Source organism: Bradyrhizobium sp. Arg816 (genome assembly GCF_029989365.1).
In the GTDB taxonomy this organism is placed as follows: Bacteria; Pseudomonadota; Alphaproteobacteria; order Rhizobiales; family Xanthobacteraceae; genus Bradyrhizobium.
Genome location: NZ_JAPRAQ010000013.1, coordinates 48278 through 68261, shown reverse-complemented (window position 1 = coordinate 68261; position 19984 = coordinate 48278). Strand labels below are relative to the sequence as shown.

The 19984-nt window shown below is 64.2% G+C and carries 17 protein-coding genes; 10 read left to right on the top strand and 7 right to left on the bottom strand.

Annotated features, from left to right (window positions below; translation table 11 throughout):
- Window positions 1-20: 20 nt before the first annotated feature.
- The gene (gene pqqB / locus OWC48_RS28110) at window positions 21-950 is read right to left on the bottom strand and encodes a pyrroloquinoline quinone biosynthesis protein PqqB (RefSeq protein WP_282522903.1); all 930 of its coding nucleotides are present in this window, start codon (window positions 948-950) and stop codon (window positions 21-23) included.
- Between the two features lie 124 nt (window positions 951-1074).
- Complete coding sequence (gene pqqA, locus OWC48_RS28105) at window positions 1075-1155, bottom strand: pyrroloquinoline quinone precursor peptide PqqA (protein ID WP_007595659.1); 81 nt, start codon at window positions 1153-1155, stop codon at window positions 1075-1077.
- A 248-nt stretch (window positions 1156-1403) separates the two neighbouring features.
- Here pqqA and OWC48_RS28100 point away from each other — a divergent pair, with 248 nt between their 5' ends.
- The 5 genes from OWC48_RS28100 to tarD all read left to right on the top strand — a co-directional run bounded on the left by OWC48_RS28100 (window position 1404) and on the right by tarD (window position 5333).
- Window positions 1404-1661 carry a DUF6894 family protein gene (locus tag OWC48_RS28100; protein ID WP_282522902.1) on the top strand — a complete coding sequence of 86 codons (258 nt, stop codon included), beginning with the start codon at window positions 1404-1406 and terminating at the stop codon, window positions 1659-1661.
- A gap of 212 nt (window positions 1662-1873) precedes the next feature.
- Window positions 1874-3274, top strand: coding sequence for an amidase family protein (locus OWC48_RS28095; RefSeq protein ID WP_282522901.1), 1401 nt, complete (start codon window positions 1874-1876; stop codon window positions 3272-3274).
- 2 nt (window positions 3275-3276) lie between these two features.
- On the top strand, window positions 3277-3753 hold the full coding sequence (locus OWC48_RS28090) for a glutathione peroxidase (RefSeq protein ID WP_282522900.1): 477 nt from the start codon (window positions 3277-3279) through the stop codon (window positions 3751-3753).
- Complete coding sequence (locus tag OWC48_RS28085; protein ID WP_282522899.1) at window positions 3750-4007, top strand: DUF3297 family protein; 258 nt, start codon at window positions 3750-3752, stop codon at window positions 4005-4007. The genes OWC48_RS28090 and OWC48_RS28085 overlap by 4 nt, the downstream gene beginning before the upstream one ends.
- A gap of 156 nt (window positions 4008-4163) precedes the next feature.
- A complete protein-coding gene (gene tarD, locus OWC48_RS28080) occupies window positions 4164-5333 on the top strand; it encodes a D(-)-tartrate dehydratase (RefSeq protein WP_282522898.1) in 1170 nt (389 codons plus the stop codon).
- Window positions 5334-5535: 202 nt separating this feature from the next.
- Here tarD and OWC48_RS28075 read toward each other — a convergent pair whose 3' ends face one another.
- On the bottom strand, window positions 5536-6888 hold the full coding sequence (locus tag OWC48_RS28075) for a malonyl-CoA decarboxylase (RefSeq protein ID WP_282522897.1): 1353 nt from the start codon (window positions 6886-6888) through the stop codon (window positions 5536-5538).
- 283 nt (window positions 6889-7171) lie between these two features.
- Window positions 7172-7978, bottom strand: coding sequence for an AraC family transcriptional regulator (locus OWC48_RS28070; protein WP_404979822.1), 807 nt, complete (start codon window positions 7976-7978; stop codon window positions 7172-7174).
- A 51-nt stretch (window positions 7979-8029) separates the two neighbouring features.
- On the opposite strand from OWC48_RS28070, the gene OWC48_RS28065 reads away from it, so the two are divergent.
- On the top strand, window positions 8030-9202 hold the full coding sequence (locus OWC48_RS28065; protein ID WP_282522895.1) for an MFS transporter: 1173 nt from the start codon (window positions 8030-8032) through the stop codon (window positions 9200-9202).
- Between the two features lie 279 nt (window positions 9203-9481).
- On the opposite strand, the gene OWC48_RS28060 is transcribed toward OWC48_RS28065, so the two are convergent.
- Both OWC48_RS28060 and OWC48_RS28055 read right to left on the bottom strand, forming a co-directional pair.
- On the bottom strand, window positions 9482-12640 hold the full coding sequence (locus OWC48_RS28060) for an efflux RND transporter permease subunit (RefSeq protein WP_282522894.1): 3159 nt from the start codon (window positions 12638-12640) through the stop codon (window positions 9482-9484).
- Between the two features lie 13 nt (window positions 12641-12653).
- Window positions 12654-13847 carry an efflux RND transporter periplasmic adaptor subunit gene (locus tag OWC48_RS28055; RefSeq protein WP_282522893.1) on the bottom strand — a complete coding sequence of 398 codons (1194 nt, stop codon included), beginning with the start codon at window positions 13845-13847 and terminating at the stop codon, window positions 12654-12656.
- A 235-nt stretch (window positions 13848-14082) separates the two neighbouring features.
- Between OWC48_RS28055 and OWC48_RS28050 the strand changes: the two genes are divergently transcribed.
- Together OWC48_RS28050 and OWC48_RS28045 are read left to right on the top strand one after the other, a co-directional pair.
- Complete coding sequence (locus OWC48_RS28050) at window positions 14083-14874, top strand: ABC transporter substrate-binding protein (RefSeq protein WP_282522892.1); 792 nt, start codon at window positions 14083-14085, stop codon at window positions 14872-14874.
- Window positions 14875-14887: 13 nt separating this feature from the next.
- A complete protein-coding gene (locus tag OWC48_RS28045) occupies window positions 14888-15403 on the top strand; it encodes a GNAT family N-acetyltransferase (protein WP_282522891.1) in 516 nt (171 codons plus the stop codon).
- A gap of 38 nt (window positions 15404-15441) precedes the next feature.
- Here OWC48_RS28045 and OWC48_RS28040 read toward each other — a convergent pair whose 3' ends face one another.
- Complete coding sequence (locus OWC48_RS28040) at window positions 15442-16617, bottom strand: beta-propeller fold lactonase family protein (protein WP_282522890.1); 1176 nt, start codon at window positions 16615-16617, stop codon at window positions 15442-15444.
- Between the two features lie 267 nt (window positions 16618-16884).
- Between OWC48_RS28040 and OWC48_RS28035 the strand changes: the two genes are divergently transcribed.
- Both OWC48_RS28035 and OWC48_RS28030 read left to right on the top strand, forming a co-directional pair.
- On the top strand, window positions 16885-18612 hold the full coding sequence (locus OWC48_RS28035; RefSeq protein ID WP_282522889.1) for a phospholipase C: 1728 nt from the start codon (window positions 16885-16887) through the stop codon (window positions 18610-18612).
- A gap of 16 nt (window positions 18613-18628) precedes the next feature.
- A complete protein-coding gene (locus OWC48_RS28030) occupies window positions 18629-19972 on the top strand; it encodes a cytochrome-c peroxidase (RefSeq protein WP_282522888.1) in 1344 nt (447 codons plus the stop codon).
- Window positions 19973-19984 lie beyond the last annotated feature (12 nt).

Genomic DNA, 19984 nt, shown 5'->3' with positions numbered 1-19984 from the left:
TCCAGTCATGGACGCGGCATTCACAGCACGATCTCCGTTCCGTCGGCGGGTATCCGCCAGCCCGCGGCCTCGAGCGCTTTGCGCTCGGGTGTATCGGGCAGCAGCGCCGGGTTCGAGTTATTGATATGCAGAAACATCTTCCTGTCGAGAGTGAGGTCGGCGAGGCGCGCGATCGCGCCATCGTGACCGGACATCGCGACATGGCCCATGCTCTTGCCGGTCTTGTGGCCGAGCCCGGCCTTGATCATCTCGTCATCCTGCCAGACCGTGCCGTCAAAGAACACCAGTGCTGCGCCATCGATCTCGGCCTTGAGCGCATCCGTCACCTCGGCGCAGGCGGCGATGAAGTAGAAGCACTTGCCGGTTGATTTGTCCGTGATCTTGAGCCCCAGCGTATCGCCGTCGCCGGTCTCGCCGCCGGGATGCGCCTTGCCTTCCAGATACCAGGCCGACTTGCCTGATACCGCGAAGGGCAGCACCTCTATCCCTGAGCGCGCACCATCAGGCAGCCGCGGCTCGAACGGCTCGTGAATGGAGATCGGCTGGCGCTGTACGTTCTTCTCGTTCAGCACGTTGAAGATGCTGTTGCTCTTCAGGATCGCCAGCACCTTCTGATGCGCATAGACCGTGAAGGGCGAACCCTCGCGCATCGACAGCAGGCCCGCGACCGCATCCACCTCGCTGTTGGTCAGGATCACGCCTGCAACAGGCGTATGGCGCAGCGCGCCGGCCTTGGGATGCAGCTGCGGCGCGGCATTCATTTGCTGGCGAAGATCGGGGGAGGCGTTGATCAGGAACCAATGCTCGCCGTCGCCACTGAACGCGACCGAGGCCTGGGTTCTCTGAAGCTCATGGCCATTTTCACGGGCCGCCCGGCAGCCCTCGCACCCGCAATTCCATTGCGGGACTCCGCCGCCGGCCCCGGCGCCCAGGACGACGACGCGAAGCATAATACGTCTCCTGGAGGGAACGTCGCGAGGTGGATCTCAGGCCGACACGGGTGCCGACAAAGTTCGTGTCTTCCGGAAACCGATCGTGACCAAAAGATCCACCTGCGCAGAAACCACCAACCGCTTACTTGCGGGTGGCGCTCACATACATGTTGATTTCCATGCCACAGGGCACTTCGACGATCTTCGGGGCTTTCCAGGCCATTTTGGCTCTCCATTTCACGAATTCGGACGTATCCGCCCAACGGTTAAAGTAATGCGAGTGGAAAAGTTCGCTAGTGAAATCTTCCCGAGAAAGTCATGTTGCGCCGCGAAAAATGATGGTGGAACATCACTTCCCGTGATGCTGCCTTGCGCAGGGCGCATTCGGTCGCGAACCCTGTCCTGATAAAGCAGTTGTGAGTGCAGCGCAGCTTTCAATCCGGTACAGGCCTCCCAATTTGGACCCTCGTGATGCCCAGATACTTCTTCAACACCCGCATCGGCGACGAATTGATCGTGGATCCCGACGGAGAGGACCTGCGTAACCCCGATCGCGCCTGGGAGGTCGCCCGCCAGATGATCCTGGAGGTGGTGAAGTCGGAGGGCGCCCAGCCGGTGCTCATGGAGGCCGTCATCGAGGTGACCGACGACGACGGGGAGATCGTGCTCGAATTCCCCTTCACCGAGGCCCTGCTGGACATGCCAGACGAGTCCGCGACCAGGCATTGAGGCCTCCGCTCTCTCCCCCGTCATTGCGAGGAGCCCTTGCGATGAAGCAATCCAGACTGTCTCCGCGGAGGGATTCTGGATTGCTTCATCGCGTTCGCAATGACGGAGAATGACGCGCCACCCGACACCAAACCCGCTCTTCCTCCCCGGGAAAATCGCATGGCTTTGCCGCGTTCCCGGCGCTAAAAGACGCCGGTTAAACGGAGCAAGCCATGCAAGATCTCTGGCGCCTGTCGGCCGCCGACCTCGCGACCCTCGTCAAATCCAAAAAGGTCTCCGCCCGGGAGGCGGCCAAGGCCGGTTTGGCCCGCCTGGACGCCGTCAATCCCCAGCTCAACGCGGTGATCGACCACCGGCCGGAGGACGTGCTCAAGCAGGCTGACGCCGTCGATGCCGCCATCGCCCGGGGAGAAGATCCCGGTGTGCTCGCCGGCGTGCCCGTCACCATCAAGGCCAATGTCGACCAGGAAGGCTTTGCCACCACCAACGGCCTGAAACTCCAGCGCGACCTGATCGCGCGCGAGGACAATCCGGTGGTCGCCAATTTCCGCAAATCCGGCGCCATTCTGCTTGGCCGCACCAATTGCCCGGCCTTCTCCTATCGCTGGTTCACCACCAATCTGGTCCATGGCGACACCAAGAACCCCCGCGACGCCTCGCTGACCCCGGGCGGCTCGTCCGGCGGCGCCGGCTCGGCGGTCGCGGCCGGCATCGGCCATATCGCCCACGGCACCGACATCGCCGGCTCGATCCGCTATCCCGCCTATGCCTGTGGCGTGCACGGCCTGCGCCCGACGCTCGGCCGCATCCCCGCCTTCAACCCGGCGCTGCCGGAGCGTCCGATCGGGCCGCAGATCATGGCCGTGTCGGGCCCGCTGGCGCGCACCGTCAACGATCTCAGGATCTCGCTCGAAGCCATGTCAGCCCGCGACATCCGCGACCCCTGGTTCGTGCCGGTCCCTCTGGAAGGCCCCACGCGCCCGAAGCGCGCCGCGCTCTGCCTCAACCCGGACGGGCTTGCGACCAAACCGGAGGTGAAGGCGGCCGTGACTGACGCCGGCAAGCGGCTGGAGCGCGCCGGCTGGACTGTCGAGGTCATCGAGAACACGCCGCCGATGCGCGAGGCGGTCGAGTGGCAGAGAAAACTCTGGCTTGGCGACGGCTATGAGGCGCAGCTTGAGATGGCTGAGCGCGAAGGCGATCCCGGTGCGCTGGCTTGCCTGCGCGGCAATCGCGCCAAGGTCACGCCGATGGATCAGGCGGACTACGCCAAGGCGCTCACGCGACGCGCCACGCTGACCCGCGACTGGATGCTGTTCTTCGAAAAATATGCCGTGGTGCTCACGCCGGTGTCCGGCGAGTTGCCGTTCCCGGATCATCTCGACCGCAAGGACAGTGAGTCTTTCGAACGCGTCTGGGAGGCGCAGATGCCGCAGATCGCGACCCCGTTCATGGGACTGCCGGGCCTCGTGGTCTCCACCGGTCTGGTCGGCAAGGCGCCGGTCGGCGTGCACATCGTGTCCGGCCGCTATCGCGAGGATCTGTGTCTGCTCGCGGGCGAAGCGATCGAGGCGGGCGGCGTGCCGCCGTCGCCGATCGATCCCGTGGGTTAGCGATGTCTGTGATCTACGACTTCAAGGCCAACTCGCTTCTCGGCGATGAAGTGCCCATGCGCCGTTTCGAAGGGCAGGTGCTGCTGATCGTCAACACTGCGAGCAAATGCGGCTTCACGCCGCAATATCGCGGGCTGGAGGATCTCTATCGCGACCTCTCACCGCGCGGCTTCTCGGTGCTCGGCTTTCCCTGCAACCAGTTCGGCGCGCAGGAGCCGGGGCAGGCGAGCGAGATCCAGGCATTCTGCTCGACCAACTACGACGTCACCTTTCCCCTGTTCGAGAAGATCGACGTCAACGGCGCCCACGCGCACCCTCTGTATGAGTACCTGAAACGCCAGCAATCCGGCCTGCTGGGCGCCTCCATCAAATGGAATTTCACCAAATTCCTCGTGGACCGTGCCGGCAAGGTGATCGCACGCTACGCGCCGACCGCCCGGCCCGAAGGATTGCGGCAGCAAATCGAGACCCTGTTATGAGCGAGACAATCATGAGCGACGAATTTCCGGACCGCCTGTCGGTCGACCCGAACAGCCCGTATTACAACGCGGATATTCTTTCGCGCGACGTCGGCATCCGCTTCAAGGGTGTCGAGAAGACCAATGTCGAGGAGTATTGCATCAGCGAAGGCTGGGTCCGCGTCGCCGCCGGCAACGCCAAGGACCGCTACGGCAATCCGCTGACCATCAAGGTGCATGGTCCGGTCGAGCCGTATTTCAGGGATAAGAAGTAAGCGCGCCGCATTGTCTCTCCTCGTCATTGCGAGGAGCACGCTCTCTCCCCGTCATTGCGAGGAGCCCTTGCGACGAAGCAATCCAGACCATTTCCGCGGTGACAGTCTGGATTGCTTCGCTTCGCTCGCAATGACGAAAGTGAAAGGCCAAATCCCATGTCCGTCCGCATCGTCGACGTCCGCGAGATCACGAAGCCGATCTCTTCGCCGATCCGCAACGCCTATATCGACTTCACCAAGATGACGACGAGCCTCGTCGCCGTCGTCACTGACGTCGTTCGCGACGGCAAGCGCGTCGTCGGCTACGGCTTTAACTCCAACGGCCGCTACGGGCAGGGCGGCCTGATCCGCGAGCGCTTTGCCTCGCGCATCCTGGAGGCCGATCCGAAGTCGCTGCTGAATGCGGCCGGTGACAATCTCGACCCCGACAAGGTCTGGGCCGCGATGATGACCAACGAGAAGCCGGGCGGCCATGGCGAGCGCTCGGTCGCGGTCGGCACCATCGACATGGCGGTGTGGGACGCCGTGGCGAAGATCGCAGGCAAGCCGCTGTTCCGGCTGCTCGCCGAACGGCACGACGTGACCGCCAATCCGCGCGTCTTCGTCTACGCTGCCGGCGGCTATTATTATCCCGGCAAGGATCTCTCGATGCTGCGCGGCGAGATGCGCGGCTATCTCGATCGCGGCTACAACGTCGTGAAGATGAAGATCGGCGGCGCGTCGATCGAAGACGACCGCACCCGCATCGAGGCGGTGCTGAAGGAGATCGGCAAGGACGCGCAGCTCGCGGTCGATGCCAATGGCCGCTTCGATCTCGAGACCGGCATCGCCTACGCCAAGATGCTGAGGGACTATCCGCTGTTCTGGTACGAGGAAGTCGGCGATCCCCTCGACTATGCGCTCCAGGCCGCGCTCGCCGAATTCTATCCCGGCCCGATGGCGACAGGCGAAAACCTGTTCAGCCACCAGGACGCGCGCAACCTCATCCGCTACGGCGGCATGCGCCCGGATCGCGACTGGCTGCAATTCGACTGTGCGCTGTCCTATGGCCTGTGCGAATACCAGCGCACGTTGGAGGTCCTGAAAACCTACGGCTGGTCGCCGAGCCGCTGCATCCCGCACGGCGGCCACCAGATGTCCCTCAACATCGCCGCCGGCCTCGGCCTCGGCGGCAACGAGAGCTATCCCGACCTGTTCCAGCCCTACGGCGGCTTCCCGGATGGCGTGCGCGTCGAGAACGGCCACATCACCATGCCCGACTTGCCGGGCATCGGCTTCGAAGGCAAGTCGGATCTCTACAAGGAAATGAAGGCGCTGGCGGAATAGGGGGCGCTTGGGTTGCGACGGCCACGCCACGCTCTCCGCTGTCATGCCCCGGCTTGACCGGGGCATCCAGTACGCTGCGGCGAATGTGGCGAGAGCGAGCGCTTCAACGCCGGCCTCTGGAATACTGGATCGCCCGGTCAAGGCCGGGCGATGACACCGAGATTGTGGCTGCGAACCAACGCAAGCGGCCGAGGCCGTCCCCCTACGACAACCGCATGTCCAGCAGCCGTCGTCCCTCGCCCTTGAGCAGCTTCTTCACCGCGCTCGAAGCCACGACCTCGCCGTCATTGGCGTAGGCTTCGTGGTTCTTCTCGATGTCGTCGAGGCGGTAGAGGTAGTTGACCATCACGCCGGCGGACTCGCGCGCGCCTTTCGGCGAGAGGTCGCCGAGCCAGTTGATGCGCTCGAGCCGTGCGCCGTTGCCGAGGTGGAAGCGGGCGACGGAATCGATCAGCTTGCCCTTCGGCGTGCGCGCCTTCAGGAAGTAATAGGCCGCGAGCGGCTCGATCACGGAGCGTAGCAGCGTGGTCGTCTCGGGGTTCTCGAACCATTTGGGATCGTCGAGGCGCTTCAGGATCTCGCGGTCCTCGTCCGACAGCGGCAGGTCCTTGTCCTGCTTCACCCATTGCATGAAGCCCGGCACCGGCGACAGCGTCACGAAGGTGTCGAGTTTTGGCGTCTCGCGGCGCAGCTCTTCCACCACCTGCTTGATCAGGAAGCTGCCGAAGGAGATGCCGCCAAGGCCGCGCTGGGTGTTGGAGATCGAATAGAACACTGCGGTGCGCGCGCGCTCGATCGGCAGATGCTGGCGGTCGACCGCCAGCAGCGGCGCGATCGCACCGGGGATCGTCTCGGTCAGCGCCACCTCGACGAAGATCAGGGGCTCGTCCACCATCGCCGGATGGAAGAAGGCGTAGCAGCGCCGGTCGACCGGATCGATGCGGCGGCGCAGATCGTCCCAATCGCTGATCTCGTGCACGGCTTCGTAACGGATGATTTTTTCGAGGATGTTGGCCGGGGTCGACCAGTCAATCCGGCGCAGCACGAGAAACCCCCTGTTGAACCACGACGAGAGAAGATGCGAGACGTCGCGATCGAGCGCGGCGAGATCGGTGTGGCCGTTCATCATGCCGAGCAGATCGGCGCGCATGTTGACGAGATCGCCGGTGCCGCCCGGCGCGCGGTTGAGGCGGCGGATCAGCTCCTGCCGGCGCGGCTCGGAGGCGAAGTGCAGCGAGCTTGCGTCTTCGTCACTGGGCCTGGCGCGCCATTTTTCGATCGCCTTGGACAGGCGTTCGCGATCGGGGCCGAAATCGCGCACCAGGGCTTCGAAGAAGGCGCGGCGTCCTGCCGCATCCAACTCCTGGTAGATGTCGAGCACGTCACGCGCCATGGCAGTGCCCGAAGCTTCGCCACGACCGGACAGCAGCGCACCGCAGAGCTCGATCAGGCCTTCGGCATCGTGCTTGGTGTCGGCGGAATCCCCGCGGCGCAACAGCGTGCGGCCGCGATCGGAGATGGTGGCGAGCAGGTCTGAGAAGAAGGCGTTGGCCATCTGGGCTTTTCGATTCCGGTTTGTGCGCTGCGGAAGCTTACACGGGATTTAGGCGGAAGCCGATCACAATCAAGCGGAGGAATTTTGTATCTTTCGTGGTGCCATGCGCCATCAGGAAAGCTGTCATGTCCCGCGAAGGCCGAGAGTGCCACCAAAGCCGTCATGCCGCGGCTTGACCGGGGCATCCAGTACGCCGCGGCCTCTCGGTTCAATCACGGCCGTCTCTGGAATACTGGGTCGCCCGGTCAAGCCGGGCGACGACACCGTGAGTGCGGCAGCAACCCTACTTCCCCGCAAACTCCGTCGGCGTCCGCCCCGTCACCTGACGGAATGCTGCCGAAAACGCCGGCACGCTGGCATAGCCGAGCTGGGCGGCGAGCTGCTTCACCGACACATTGGCGTCGGTCGACAGTCGCTGGATCGCCGCCGCAACCCTTGCGCGCTGGCACCAGCTCTTGAAGCTCAGTTGAGTCTCGGTTGAAAATAGCCGCGACAACGTACGCGCGGAGGTTCCGACCTCGCGCGCCAGCGTGTCGATGTCGTGCAGGCCGGTGGGATCGTCCAGCACGATCATCGCGGCGCGCCGGCAGCGCGGCTCACGCGGCAGCGGCACGAAGGTCGCGGGATCCTCGGCCTGGTGCAATTCCAGCATCACCAGGCGGACCAGCAGCTCTGTGCGTTCCTCGGTGTTGCGTGCGTCGAACAGTGCCAGGATCGCCTGGTTGAGCAGCGACGACACCCGCACCACGAATTCCTTGGTGAGCCCCTCATAGCGCTGCTCGCGCTTCAGCCAGGGCAGGTCGAAATACAGCGTGCGCATCTCGATGTCGGCGAGCAGGTCGAGGGCATGCTCGAGACCCGCTGGCACCCAGACGGCGCGGTCCGGCGGCACCAGCCAGCGCCCCGCGGGCGTCGTCACCTGCATCGTCCCCCTGGCCGCGTAGATGAGTTGTGACTCGCGGTGCATATGCGGATCGATCCGCATGCCCTTGGGATAGTCGCGTGCGACGAGGTGCACGCCCGCGGGCGAGAGATGGTTGCTCCGGACCTCCCGGAGGATTGGCGTTTCGACGACAGTCATTGGCAGCATCCCGTCATGCCCAGGACATATAACTCATTTCGGAGCAGGAGAGGATTCGGAATGAACAGCCCCAGCCGGGTGATCAGTTTCGTCAACGCAGGCCATTTCATCGACCATTATGCGATGCTGATCTTCGCCGCCGCCGTGATCATCATGGGGCCGGCGCTCGGCATGGCCTATTCGGAACTTCTGCCCTATGCGACGCCGGGCTTCGTCGCCTTCGGCGCGGGCTCGCTGCTCACCGGCTGGCTCGGGGACCGCTGGAGCCGCCGCCACATGATGCTGATCTTCTTCGTCGGCATCGGTGCGTCCATGATCTCGGTCGGCTTCGTGCAGACCCCGGCACAGCTCGGCGCGGCGCTGTTCGCGATCGGCATTTTTGCCTCGATCTATCATCCCGTCGGCACCGCGATGATCGTGTCCTATGCCGACCGGCTCGGCCGCGAGATGGGGATCAACGGCGTCTGGGGCAATCTCGGCGTTGCGTCGTCCGCGCTGGTCACCGGCGTGATCGGCCAGTATCTCGGATGGCGTTTTGCCTTCATCGTGCCCGGTGTCGTCACCATCCTGATCGGCATCGCCTTTGCGATGATGGTCGTGCACGAGGACCGCAAGGGCTCGAAGCAGGCGGCAGCTCAAGCGCGCGTGGCGAAGAAAGACATGTGGCGCGTGATCCTGTCGCTGCTGATCGTCGTGATCGCGATCTCGACGACCTTCAATGCCGTGACCGTCGCGCTGCCAAAACTGTTCGCGGAACGGCTTGCGGACCTGACGAAAAGCCCTGCGCTGCTCGGCGTCATCGCCGCCTGCGTCTACGTGTTCGGCGCGATGACGCAGTACACGATCGGCCGGCTGCTCGACCGCTACTCGCTGAAGACGGTGGCGCTGCCGCTGTCCTTCATGCTGGCGCCGTTTCTGTATCTCGCCGCGAGCCTGTCCAATCTCCCGCTGATCCTGGTCTCGATAGGCATCGTCATGGGTGCGTTCGGGCAGGTCACGGTGAACGATGCCATGGTTGGCAAGTACACCAGCGAGGAATGGCGCTCGCGCGCCTATGCGGTGCGCTATTTCATCGGCTTCACCGCCGCGGGCGCCTCCGTCGGCCTGGTCGCCTGGCTCTACGAGCAGGGCGGCTTCGTCACCATGCTGCACGCCTTCGCCGCGCTCTGCCTGCTCGCGATCGCCGCCGCGATCATCCTGCCGCGCGAGATCAGGACGCCGCAGCCGGCGTGAGGCCGGGGCTCTCTCCGCTCGTCATTGCGAGGAGCGTAGCGACGAAGCAATCCAGACGGCCTCCGCAGAGGGACTCTGGATTGCTTCGCTGCGCTCGCAATGACGGGGGATGTGACGGCACGTCGTGCAATGCCTGCCCATCATGCCATTCTGCCAGTGTTTTGCCCGACGTGTCAAAGCACCGGAACGCTCCAAAAACCCCAATGCCATCAACGCCGTTCTACTGTGCATGGGGTTGTTTTCGACTTTTTTTATCGGACAGGCCTCCGCAGGAAAAGCCTAGGGTTTCACCTCGGCCACCGGTTGCGCCTTCGGCGGCTTCTTCGATGCACGCCAGTTCTCGAAGCGCTGCACCACCACGAAGAAGGCCGGCACGAACAGCACTGCAAGGCAGGTCGAGGCCAGCATGCCGGAGAATACGGTGATGCCGATCGACTTGCGGGCGCTGGCGCCGGCGCCGGTCGCGATCACCAGCGGCACCACGCCGAGGATGAAGGCGAACGACGTCATCAGGATCGGCCGGAAACGGGCGCGCGCCGCCTCGATCGCGGATTCCAGCACCGGCTTGCCGTCGCGGCCGTGCAGCTCGAGCCCGACCTCGACGATCAGGATCGCGTTCTTGGCCGACAGCGCGATCAGCAGGATCAGGCCGATCTGGCAATAGAGGTTGTTGTCGATCTTCAACGCGTTGAGGACCAGCATGGGCCCGATCAGCGACAGCGGCACCGCGAGGATCACCGAGATCGGCGCGTACCAGCTCTCGTACTGGCCGGCGAGCACGAGATAGACCAGCAGCATGGCAAGGCCAAACACCCAGTAGATCTGGTTCGAGACGGCCTTCTCCTGGTAGGACATCGCGGTCCACTCATAGCCTGTGCCCGGCGGCAGCGTCTTGTCCCCGATCTCCTCCATCAGCTTCAGCGACTGGCCGGACGAGTAGCCCTGCGCCGGCAGGCCGACGATGGTCGAGGAAGGGTAGAGGTTGTAGAGGCTGATCAGCGACGGGCCGGTGGCCGGCGTGATCGTGGCGACGGTGCCGATCGGGATCATGTCGCCGTTCGAGTTGCGCACCTGCATGCTGGCGATGTCGCGCTCGGTGACGCGGAACGCGGGATCGGCCTGGGTATAGACCTGGAACACGCGTCCGAACTTGTTGAACTGATTGACGTAGGACGAGCCGAGATAGGTCGACAGCGCCGCGAACACCTGATCGGTGGTGACGTGCAGCGTCTGGGTCTTGATGCGGTCGATCTCGACGTTGAACTGCGGCACCGACGAGCGGAACGAAGACGAGACGCGCTGCAGCGCGCTCTGGCTCTGGGCGTTGGAAACCATCGCGCCGGTGATGGCCTGGAGCTTTGCAAAATCGCTGTTGCCGTCGCGCAGCTCGACCTGCATCGAGAAACCGGCCGCGTTGCCGATGCCCTGGATCGGCGGCGGCGGCAGCACCAAAGTGCGTGCCTCCATGATGGTCGCGAGCTTGTCGTTCAGCCCGTAGACCAGCGAACGCAGATCCTCGCCGGGCCCTTTGCGCGCCCCCCAGTCCTTCAGGATGATGTAGGCGACGCCGGCATTGGCAAGGCTGGCGCTGTTGTCGAGCGCGGAGATGCCGGCGATGGTGATGACCTGCTGGACACCAGGCGTGTCCTTGATCAGCACGCTCGCTCTGTCGAGCACCGTCTGGGTCCGCTCCAGCGCGGCGCCGTCGGGCAGTTGCACGGCCGCGATCAGATAGCCCTGGTCCTCGATCGGCAGGAAGCCGGTCGGCACCCGCGACAGGCCGTAGCCGCCGATCCCGATCAGCACCAGTGCGAATGCGACCGAGACCGTGCTGTTCCTGCACAGGACGCCGATGAGGCGGGTGTAGCCCCGCTCGACACGGTTATAGACGGCGTTGAAGCCGCGGTAGAAGAAATTGCGCTGCTCCGGCGGCACCGTCGGCCGCAGCCAGAGCGCGCATTGCGTCGGCTTCAGCGTCGCCGCGTTGATGGCGGACAGCAGCGCGGTCGCCGCGATCACCAGCGCGAATTGCGAATAGATGCGCCCGGTGAGGCCGGCGAGGAACGAGGCCGGCAGGAACACCGAGATCAGCACCAGGGTGATGCCGACGATCGGCGCGAACAGCTGGTCCATCGCCCTGATCGCGGCGTCGTGGCCGTTCATGCCCTGCTCGATGTTGTGCGCGGCGCCCTCGACCACGACGATGGCGTCGTCGACGACGATGCCGATCGCGAGCACGATCGCGAACAGCGTCGACATGTTGATGGTGAAGCCGAGCGCCGCCATCGCCGCGAACGCGCCGATGATGGTGACGGGCACGGTCGTCGCCGGCACCAGCATCGCGCGCCAGTCCTGCAAGAACACCAGGATCACGACCAGCACCAGCAGGCCGGCCTCGATCAGCGTCATGTAGACCTCGTGCACCGAGGCTTCGACGAATTTGGTGGTGTCGAACGGCGTGTCGTATTTGATGCCTTCGGGGAATCGTTTTGCAAGCTCCGCCATCTTCTTCTCGACGGCCTGCTCGACCTGGAGCGCGTTGGCGCCCGGCGACTGGAACACGCCGATGCCGGTGGCGGGCTGATTGTTCAGCGAGAAGATCTGGCTGTAGGTCTGCGCGCCCAATTCGACCCAGCCGACGTCGCGCACGCGCGTGACGTCGCCACTGGTGCCTGATTTGACGATGATGTTCTCGAACTGGGTGGTGTCGTCGAGCCGGCCGTTGACATTTAACGTGTACTGGAACGCCTGGCCCGGCGGCGTCGGCGGCGCGCCGACCTGGCCGGCCGAGACCTGCTGGCTCTGCTGCTGGATCGCCGTGACGACGTCCGACGGCATCAGTCCGCGGACCTGGAGCTTGTTCGGATCGAGCCACACCCGCATCGAATACTGGCCGGCGCCGAACACCGTGACGTTGCCGACGCCGGGCAGGCGCGAAAGCTCGTCGCGAATGTTGATGGTGGCGTAGTTGCTCAGATAAAGGCTGTCGAATGTCTTGTCCGGCGAGGTCAGCGTCACGAACAGCAGGATCGAGGTCGACTTCTTCTGGACGGTGACGCCCTGGTTCTGCACGGAGGATGGCAGTTGCGATAGCGCGCTGGAGACGCGGTTTTGCACCAGCACCTGCGCGAAGTTGAGGTCGGTGCCGATTTTGAAGGTCACGGTCAGCGTGTAGGTGCCGTCGGAGCCGCTGTAGGACTGCATGTAGAGCATGTCCTCGACGCCGTTGACCTGCTGCTCGATCGGCAGCGCGACGGTATCGATCACCGTCTTGGCGCTGGCGCCGGGATAGCGCGTGGTGACCTGCACCGTCGGCGGCACCACGTCGGGATATTGCGCGATCGCGAGGTTGAACAGCGCGACGCCGCCGATCAGGATCATCAGAAGCGCGATGACGTTCGAGAGGACCGGCCGCTCGATGAAGAATTTCGAGATCATGGCTGGCGACCCCTCACTTGGCAGACGCCTGCGGCTGCTCGATCTTCGTCAGTTGCGGATCGATCTTCTGACCCGGGATCACGCGCAGCAGCCCTGCGATCACCACGCGGTCATCAGGCTTCAAGCCGCTTTCGATCACCCGCAGGCCGTTGTCGACCTGACCGATCTGCACCTTGCGCTGCTCGACAATGTTGTCGCTATTGACGACCAGGAGATAGCGGCCGCCCTGGTCGCTGCCGAGCGCGGTGTCGGGCACGAGGAGGGCGCTCTTGTCCTGGTCGAAGGGCACCCGGACCCGGACGAAATAGCCGGGCAGCAGCGCCCGCTTGTCGTTGGGCAAGACGCCGCGCACCGCGAGTGTGCCCGTCGATGTATTGAGGGTCGGCGAGATGTAGTCGAGGTGGCCTTCATGCGGATAGCCGGTCTCGGTCTGGAGGCCCACCTGGAGCGGCAACTGTTTGAGGTCGGCCACGGTCAGCCCGCGGCGGATCGCTTCGGCGCGGATGCGAAGGACATCCTGCTCGTTGACCGTGAAGTTCACCCAGATCGGGTCGAGCGCGACGATGGTTGCAAGCTGGGTCGGGGAGGAGACGCCGACGAGCTCGCCGATCGAGACCAGGTGCGCGCTGACGATGCCGTCAAACGGCGCGCTCACCTTGGTGTAGCCGTAATTGACCTCGGCGAGCCTCGTATTGACCTGCGCCTGCTGGAGACTGGCCTGGGCGTTGTCGCGGGTCGACGTCGAGGTATCGAGGGTGGACTGCGAGACCGCCTGGCGCTGCACAAGCTCGGCCTGCCGCTTGAAATCGGCTTCGGCCTGCTTGAGCGTGGCCTGCGCGCCGACCTCGGCCGCCTGCGCCTGCTCGAGCTTGAGCTTGTAGGTCTCCGGCTCGATTAAGAAAAGCTGGGTGCCCTGCTTGACGAAGCTGCCGTCCTGATAGTCGATCGATTGCAGGAAGCCCTGCACGCGCGCCACCAGATCGACGCTCTTGACCGGCGCGGTGGTGCCGGTAGCTTCGACATAGCGCGTCACCGCGCGCTGCACGGGCGCCGCGACGTCCACCTTCGGCGGCGGCGGCGCCACGAACGCGTTCTTGTCCTCGCAGCCGGCGAGCGCCACCACGGCCGCCGCGGCGACGAGTGCCCGCCCGACATGTCTCCACGCTCCGTTCCGTTGTGCGAGATCCGCGGGATTCGCGCAGGTCATTCGGTGGCCCCCGATTATTGTCTGTCGGTGTAGCAGGCTACCAACAAATGCCCGGCCGTGGAACACCATAGCCATGGCGGTCACCGGCCTCGCACTGCAAACGGCGCAGTGGCCTTCGACAGGTTTGTCATGGCAAACCGCTTTTCACCGGGTGCATGATCGACCAGAATTGTGTCAAAGCCGGCGTAGCGGAAACGAAGCCCGTGGAAAGAAGAAAAGGTGAGGAGAACATGACATGCCCACGTCCCTCCAGGCGGCCCTTGCCGGCCTCGTTCTCGCAGCTGCAGTCGCCATGCCCGCGCTAGCCGATGGCCTGAAGGACGAGATCGCGCCGACCGGCAAGCTGCGGGTCGCGATCGCGATCAGCCCGGCGGGCGGCGCGTTCTGGTCGACCAAGACCGAAGCCGGCTATGCCGGCGTGCCGGTCGACCTCGGCAAGGAGATGGCCGGCCAGCTCGGCGTCCCCGTCGAATATGTCGTGCACCAGAATTCCGGGCAGATCACCGACGCAGCCGGCAAGGGGACGTGGGACGTAACCTGGCTGCCCAAGGATCCCGAGCGCGAGACCAAGATGATGTTCGGCCCGATCTATGAGGTCGCGGATGCCACCTACATCGTCAAGCCCGGCTCAGCCGTCACCAACTTCGCCAGCCTCGACCAGCCCGGCATCAAGGTCGCGGCCGTCAACGCCACCACGACCATGCGCGGCGCGATCGCGCATCTGAAGAATGCGAAAGTCACGGGCTATCAGACCTATGACGAGATCTTCGGCCTCCTGAAGAGCGGCGAGATCGACGCCTTCGCGCTGTCGCGCGACCAGCTCAACAAGATGGCGCAGAAGATCCCGGGCACGAAGGTGCTGGACGAGACGTTCAAGAAAACGGTGACGGCCGTCGCCGTCCCGCTCGGTCATCCCCAGGCGCTGACGTTCGTTTCCAGGTTCATGACGGAAGCCACGACGAACGGCACCTTGCGCAAGGCCTATGACAACAACGGCCTGAAGGACACGCCGATCCGGACGGAGTAGCGGCAGCGGCTCCATGGCAAGCGAGATTCAGATCCGCGCTTTCTTGCCGGCCGATGCAGCCGCTGTGCGCGAGCTGTTCGTCCGGGTCAATCGTCTATTGGCGCCGGCCCATTTGGCGGAGGCATTTGAGGGATACATTACGCGTTCCCTCGCGGAAGAGATTGACCGTCTCGCTGACTATTATGCGGTTCGCAACGGTGGTTTCTGGGTCGCCGTCGACGACGACATTGTCGGCATGTTTGGACTGGAAGCCGTCGGCGAGTCCGCGATGGAGTTACGGCGCATGTACGTTGCTCCCGGCGCGCGGCGCCGGGGTATCGCGCGAAAGATGCTGGCGTTCGCAGAAGAGGAGTGCCGCCGCCGCAATCGGCTAGAATTGCAACTAAGCACGTCCGAGCTTCAGCAGGATGCGCTGGAGCTGTATCGACGCGCGGGATACGAGAACGAGCGCGAAGAGATCGCCGATGCCGCCAGCAACAAGACACTAGGCGGTGGTATTCGTCGCTACCATTTCACCAAGCGGCTCTGACGGCATCTCGGGGCTCCTCGCCTGCTATTAGGGTTGGCTCACGGCTCCGCGGTACGAATGCCTGCGGGGCTGACCTGCAGCTTCAGCGTGGACATTTTGTTCAGCGCCTTGCCGTCGAACGAGAAAGCAATCAGCTCGTTCTCGACCATGCACTGCGCCACGACATGCTTGGAGTCCTTCGACCACACCATGCCCTGGCACCAATGGCCGATCTTTGCCTCCGCAACCGGCGTGAGGTCAGTCCCTGAAATCTTGTAGACTTTCAGCAGCCCGAAATCGTTGAAGAAGGGCGAGGCCGATGGCTTGTTCGAGCCGTTCATGACGGTGACAGCGACATGGCTGCCGTCCGGCGACATCTTCACGGCCTCCGGTGTCTGTCCGACGGTAACAGTCGTGACGACGCGGACCGGCTTGGCGTTCATGTCGATCAGGCTGATCGTGTCACTGTCGCCGCTGCTGGCGCCGACATTGCCGACGACGGCCACCGCGCTGCCGGTGAGGTCGATGTCGTAGGGGCGGATGCCGGCGGAGAGGTCGCGCTTGGTGTATTCGACCTTGGTCCCGTCCACGGTGAGAAGTGAGATCTTGCTGTCGCCGTCACGGGTGACCAGCGCGGTCGCGCCGTCACGGGAGAAGACGGCGTGGCTCGGGCCTGATTTGGCGTCGCCAAGCTGGATCTTGCCTGATGGCGTCAGCGTGCTGCCGCTGATCGTGAAGACCGAGACCGTGCCTTCGCTGCGGTTCGCAACCAGTGCCAGCGTGCCTGCACGATTGATCGAGACGCCGGCCGCGCCGGCGCCGGCCTGAAGCGTCGCGAGCACCTTTGGCGGCGAGGATTTGAGGTCGATGACGGAGAGCTTGTCATCGGGCACCGTCTTGGTCGCATCCGCCGGATCAATCTTCCTGGCGCCCGTCACCAGCGCGTACGCGCCATCGGATGCGACCGCCACGCTCGGCGGCGGGCCGACGACGCTGGCGGGAGCCGGCACCTCGCCAAGCAGTTTCAGCGTGCCGTCGGTGAGATCGATGACGCTGACGGTGTCCGGCAGCGGCTGCTTGCGGACCACGGCAACGCCATTTTCCAGCGCCATCTCGCCGTCATTGGCGGTGACGACGATCTCGGCATGAGCAGCGAAATTGGCAACGCCGATCATCGAGGTCGCTACAAGGGCTGACGCGGCAAGGCGCGTGCGCCTGCCAAATGCGGCTTTCATGTTTCCCCCGAAAGTTATGTTCTTCCGGCAAAGCTAAATGCAACCGGGCGTATCGCGCAACAATCTGGGCGCGATCATTTTTGCCTGCGCTCGGGGAATAAAACGGCATGACGTGACCCGGCGGCGTGAAGCACGCGCCCGCTTAAAAAATTATGCGCCGACCAGTGCGCAAAGTGTCTCGTGCGTCAAACTGACACAGCTCTGTCACCCCAGCTGTCTAGAAATATTTCTGATCGTAAACATCCTCATTTCCGGGGCGTCAAAAAAATGAAATCGAGACTTCTGACGACGGCTGCGATTTTCGCGGCCGCGAGCGCGCTCGCGTGCACTCTTCCCGTCCTCGCGGACGACTTCGGCCGTGACCGCGATCGCGGACATGATCATGACAACGATCGCGATCATCACCGTCATCCGCATGACATCCACACCGAGACGCCGATCAAGCATCTCGTGATCATCTTCAACGAGAACCGTTCGTTCGATCATTACTTCGCGACCTATCCGAACGCGGCCAATCCGTCAGGCTCGATCCCCTTCGTGCCGAAGCCGCATACGCCGAAGGTCAATAATCTCGCCAACGCGCATTTGCTCGTGAGCAATCCGAACGACAGCGCGGCCAACGGCACCGGCGCGACGGACCCGTTCCGCCTCGACCGCACCCAGGCCAACACGCGCTCGCAGAACCACGCCTACACGCCCGAGCAGCAGGCCGTGGACAACGGCAAGGAAGACCTGTTTCCGAAATTCACCGGCCGCGGCACAGCCGGCGGCGCCGGTGCGTTCGGCACCAACGGTCAGGTGATGGGCTATTTCGACGGCAACACCACCACCGCCTTCTGGAATTACGCCCAGCACTTCGCCATGAGCGACAATGCCTGGACCGACACCTTCGGTCCGTCGACGCCGGGCATGCTCGAGGTGATCTCCGGCCAGACCAACGGCGTGCAGAACGTTGTCGGCGTGTCGACGCAGACCGTTCCCGACGGCCAGGGCGGCCTGACGCTGATCGGCGACACCGATCCGGGCAACGATCCCTGCTCGAGCACGACCAGCACCATCCTGATGGACGGCAAGAACATCGGTGACCTGCTCAATGCCGAGCACATCAGCTGGGGCAGCTTCATGGGCGGCTTCGACCTGACGCTCAAGAACGCCAACGGCACCACCGGCTGCGGCCGCAGCACCTTCTCCAGCAACGTCAACGGCACCATCGTGGACTACATTCCGCACCACGCCTGGTTCCAGTACTACAAGTCGACCGCGAACCCGACCCATGCGCGGCCGAGCTCGGTGCATGCCGTCGGCCACACTTACGCGATGGACGGCAAGGTCGATCCCGCCAACCACGGCTACGATATCGAGGACTTCTACGCCGCCGTGAAGGCCGGCAATTTCCCGGCCGTCTCCTACATCAAGATGTCGGCCTACCAGGACGGTCACGCCGGCAACTCCGATCCGCTCGACGAGCAGGTCGGCAATGTCGAGCTGATCAACTTCCTCCAGAAGCAGCCGGAATGGCGCGAGACCGCCGTCGTCATCACCTATGACGACTCCGACGGCTGGTACGACCACCAATACGTTGCGCCGAAGAGCGCCTCGTATGACCCGACCGCCGATCAGGTCAACGGTTCGGGCCTGTGCGGCCTCGGCCCGCAGAAGCAGCCGGCACCGAAGGGTCTCGTCGGCAAGCCGGTGAACGGCCGCTGCGGTCCGGGCACGCGCATTCCGTTCATCGTGGTCTCGCCCTACGCCAGGACCAACCACGTGAGCAGCACCTACATCTCGCAGGCGTCCGTGGTGCGGTTCATCGAGGACAACTGGCTGCGCGGCCAGCGTATCGGTGGCGGCTCGTTCGATGCCAGCTCTGGCTCGATCATGGACCTGTTCGACTTCGATCAGGATCACAGCCATGACTATCGGACCGACGCGCTGTTCCTCGATCCGACCTCCGGCACGGTGATCACCAGCCCGTCGGACGAGCATCACCACCACTAGTCCAACGGGACGCTTGATGAACAGCCGCACCATGTGGCTCCTCGGCGCCGGCCTGCTTTGTCTGGCCGGCGCCGTCTTTGCGGCCGGGACGCAAGGACTTGCGGAGACGAACCAGCTCGGCGCGAACCCGAATTCGGTTCGTCTCATGCGTCCGCCCGTCGCGCCGTTGTCCGCGATGGCGCAGCTCGGCAAGGAGATCTTCTACGACGCGTCGCTGTCGTCGTCCGGCGCGCTGTCCTGCGCGTCCTGCCACAGCCCGGATCACGCCTACGGTCCGCCCAACGACGGACCGGTGATGCTCGGCGGCGCCGCCCTGTCGCGGCAAGGCGCACGCGCGGTGCCGTCGCTGACCTATCTCGATCGCCATCCGAATTTCAGCATCGGCCCCGACAAGGGCGACGACGACAACGTCATCGACCTCGCGCAGATGGCTGCGATCGGCCAGCAGGCCGCGCGCACGACGAAGACGGCCGGCGGCAGCGGCGCGTCGGCGAACATCGTGCCGCAAGGCGGTCTGTTCTGGGACGGCCGCGCCGACACGCTCCAGGACCAGGCGCTGTTCCCGCTGCTCGACCCCAACGAGATGGACGGCGGCAGTGCCGAGATCATCGCGGACAAGCTGCGCCGTGCGCCTTACGCCAATCGCTTCGTCGAGCTGTTCGGCGCCGGCGTGCTCAGAAATCAGCGGCTCCTGATCGCGGAGGCGATGTTCGCGGTGGCGCGCTATCAGGTGGAGGAAGTCAGCTTCCATCCCTACACCAGCAAGTACGACCACTGGCTCGAGGGCAAGGCGCGACTGTCCGAAAGCGAGCTGCGCGGCCTGCAGATGTTCAACGACCCTGACAAGGCCAATTGCGCCGGCTGTCACACCTCGGCGCCGACGCGCGACGGCCTGCCGCCGCTGTTCACCGATCACCAATACGAGGCGCTCGGCGCCCCACGCAATGCAGCGCTCGCCGGCAATCGCGATCCTAATCATTTCGATCTCGGCGTCTGCGGCCCGCAGCGCACCGACATTCCCGAGCAGATGCAATATTGCGGCATGTTCCTGACGCCGACGCTACGCAACACGGCGACGCGCCACGCCTTCTTCCACAACGGCGTCTTCAGCACCCTCGAGCAGGTGCTGGACTTCTACAATTTCCGCGACACCAATCCGGAAAAGGTCTTTCCGCGCGCCGCCGACGGCACGGTGCGGAAATACGACGACCTGCCGCAAAAATATCATGCCAATGTCGACGTCACCGATCCTCCCTTCGATCGCCACCCCGGCGACAAGCCGGCGATGACGGAGCAGGACGAAGCCGACATCATCGCGTTCCTGAAGACGCTGACGGACGGCTACAAGGCGGAAAACTAAGCCGTTCTCTCT

What these genes read in the sequence shown, in the direction of transcription:
- pqqB (WP_282522903.1), bottom strand. Translation starts at nt 950, where the DNA reads ATGCTTCGCGTCGTCGTCCTGGGCGCCGGGGCCGGCGGCGGAGTCCCG.
- pqqA (WP_007595659.1), bottom strand. Translation starts at nt 1,155, where the DNA reads ATGGCCTGGAAAGCCCCGAAGATCGTCGAAGTGCCCTGTGGCATGGAA.
- OWC48_RS28100 (WP_282522902.1), top strand. Translation starts at nt 1,404, where the DNA reads ATGCCCAGATACTTCTTCAACACCCGCATCGGCGACGAATTGATCGTG.
- OWC48_RS28095 (WP_282522901.1), top strand. Translation starts at nt 1,874, where the DNA reads ATGCAAGATCTCTGGCGCCTGTCGGCCGCCGACCTCGCGACCCTCGTC.
- OWC48_RS28090 (WP_282522900.1), top strand. Translation starts at nt 3,277, where the DNA reads ATGTCTGTGATCTACGACTTCAAGGCCAACTCGCTTCTCGGCGATGAA.
- OWC48_RS28085 (WP_282522899.1), top strand. Translation starts at nt 3,750, where the DNA reads ATGAGCGAGACAATCATGAGCGACGAATTTCCGGACCGCCTGTCGGTC.
- tarD (WP_282522898.1), top strand. Translation starts at nt 4,164, where the DNA reads ATGTCCGTCCGCATCGTCGACGTCCGCGAGATCACGAAGCCGATCTCT.
- OWC48_RS28075 (WP_282522897.1), bottom strand. Translation starts at nt 6,888, where the DNA reads ATGGCCAACGCCTTCTTCTCAGACCTGCTCGCCACCATCTCCGATCGC.
- OWC48_RS28070 (WP_404979822.1), bottom strand. Translation starts at nt 7,978, where the DNA reads ATGCTGCCAATGACTGTCGTCGAAACGCCAATCCTCCGGGAGGTCCGG.
- OWC48_RS28065 (WP_282522895.1), top strand. Translation starts at nt 8,030, where the DNA reads ATGAACAGCCCCAGCCGGGTGATCAGTTTCGTCAACGCAGGCCATTTC.
- OWC48_RS28060 (WP_282522894.1), bottom strand. Translation starts at nt 12,640, where the DNA reads ATGATCTCGAAATTCTTCATCGAGCGGCCGGTCCTCTCGAACGTCATC.
- OWC48_RS28055 (WP_282522893.1), bottom strand. Translation starts at nt 13,847, where the DNA reads ATGACCTGCGCGAATCCCGCGGATCTCGCACAACGGAACGGAGCGTGG.
- OWC48_RS28050 (WP_282522892.1), top strand. Translation starts at nt 14,083, where the DNA reads ATGCCCACGTCCCTCCAGGCGGCCCTTGCCGGCCTCGTTCTCGCAGCT.
- OWC48_RS28045 (WP_282522891.1), top strand. Translation starts at nt 14,888, where the DNA reads ATGGCAAGCGAGATTCAGATCCGCGCTTTCTTGCCGGCCGATGCAGCC.
- OWC48_RS28040 (WP_282522890.1), bottom strand. Translation starts at nt 16,617, where the DNA reads ATGAAAGCCGCATTTGGCAGGCGCACGCGCCTTGCCGCGTCAGCCCTT.
- OWC48_RS28035 (WP_282522889.1), top strand. Translation starts at nt 16,885, where the DNA reads ATGAAATCGAGACTTCTGACGACGGCTGCGATTTTCGCGGCCGCGAGC.
- OWC48_RS28030 (WP_282522888.1), top strand. Translation starts at nt 18,629, where the DNA reads ATGAACAGCCGCACCATGTGGCTCCTCGGCGCCGGCCTGCTTTGTCTG.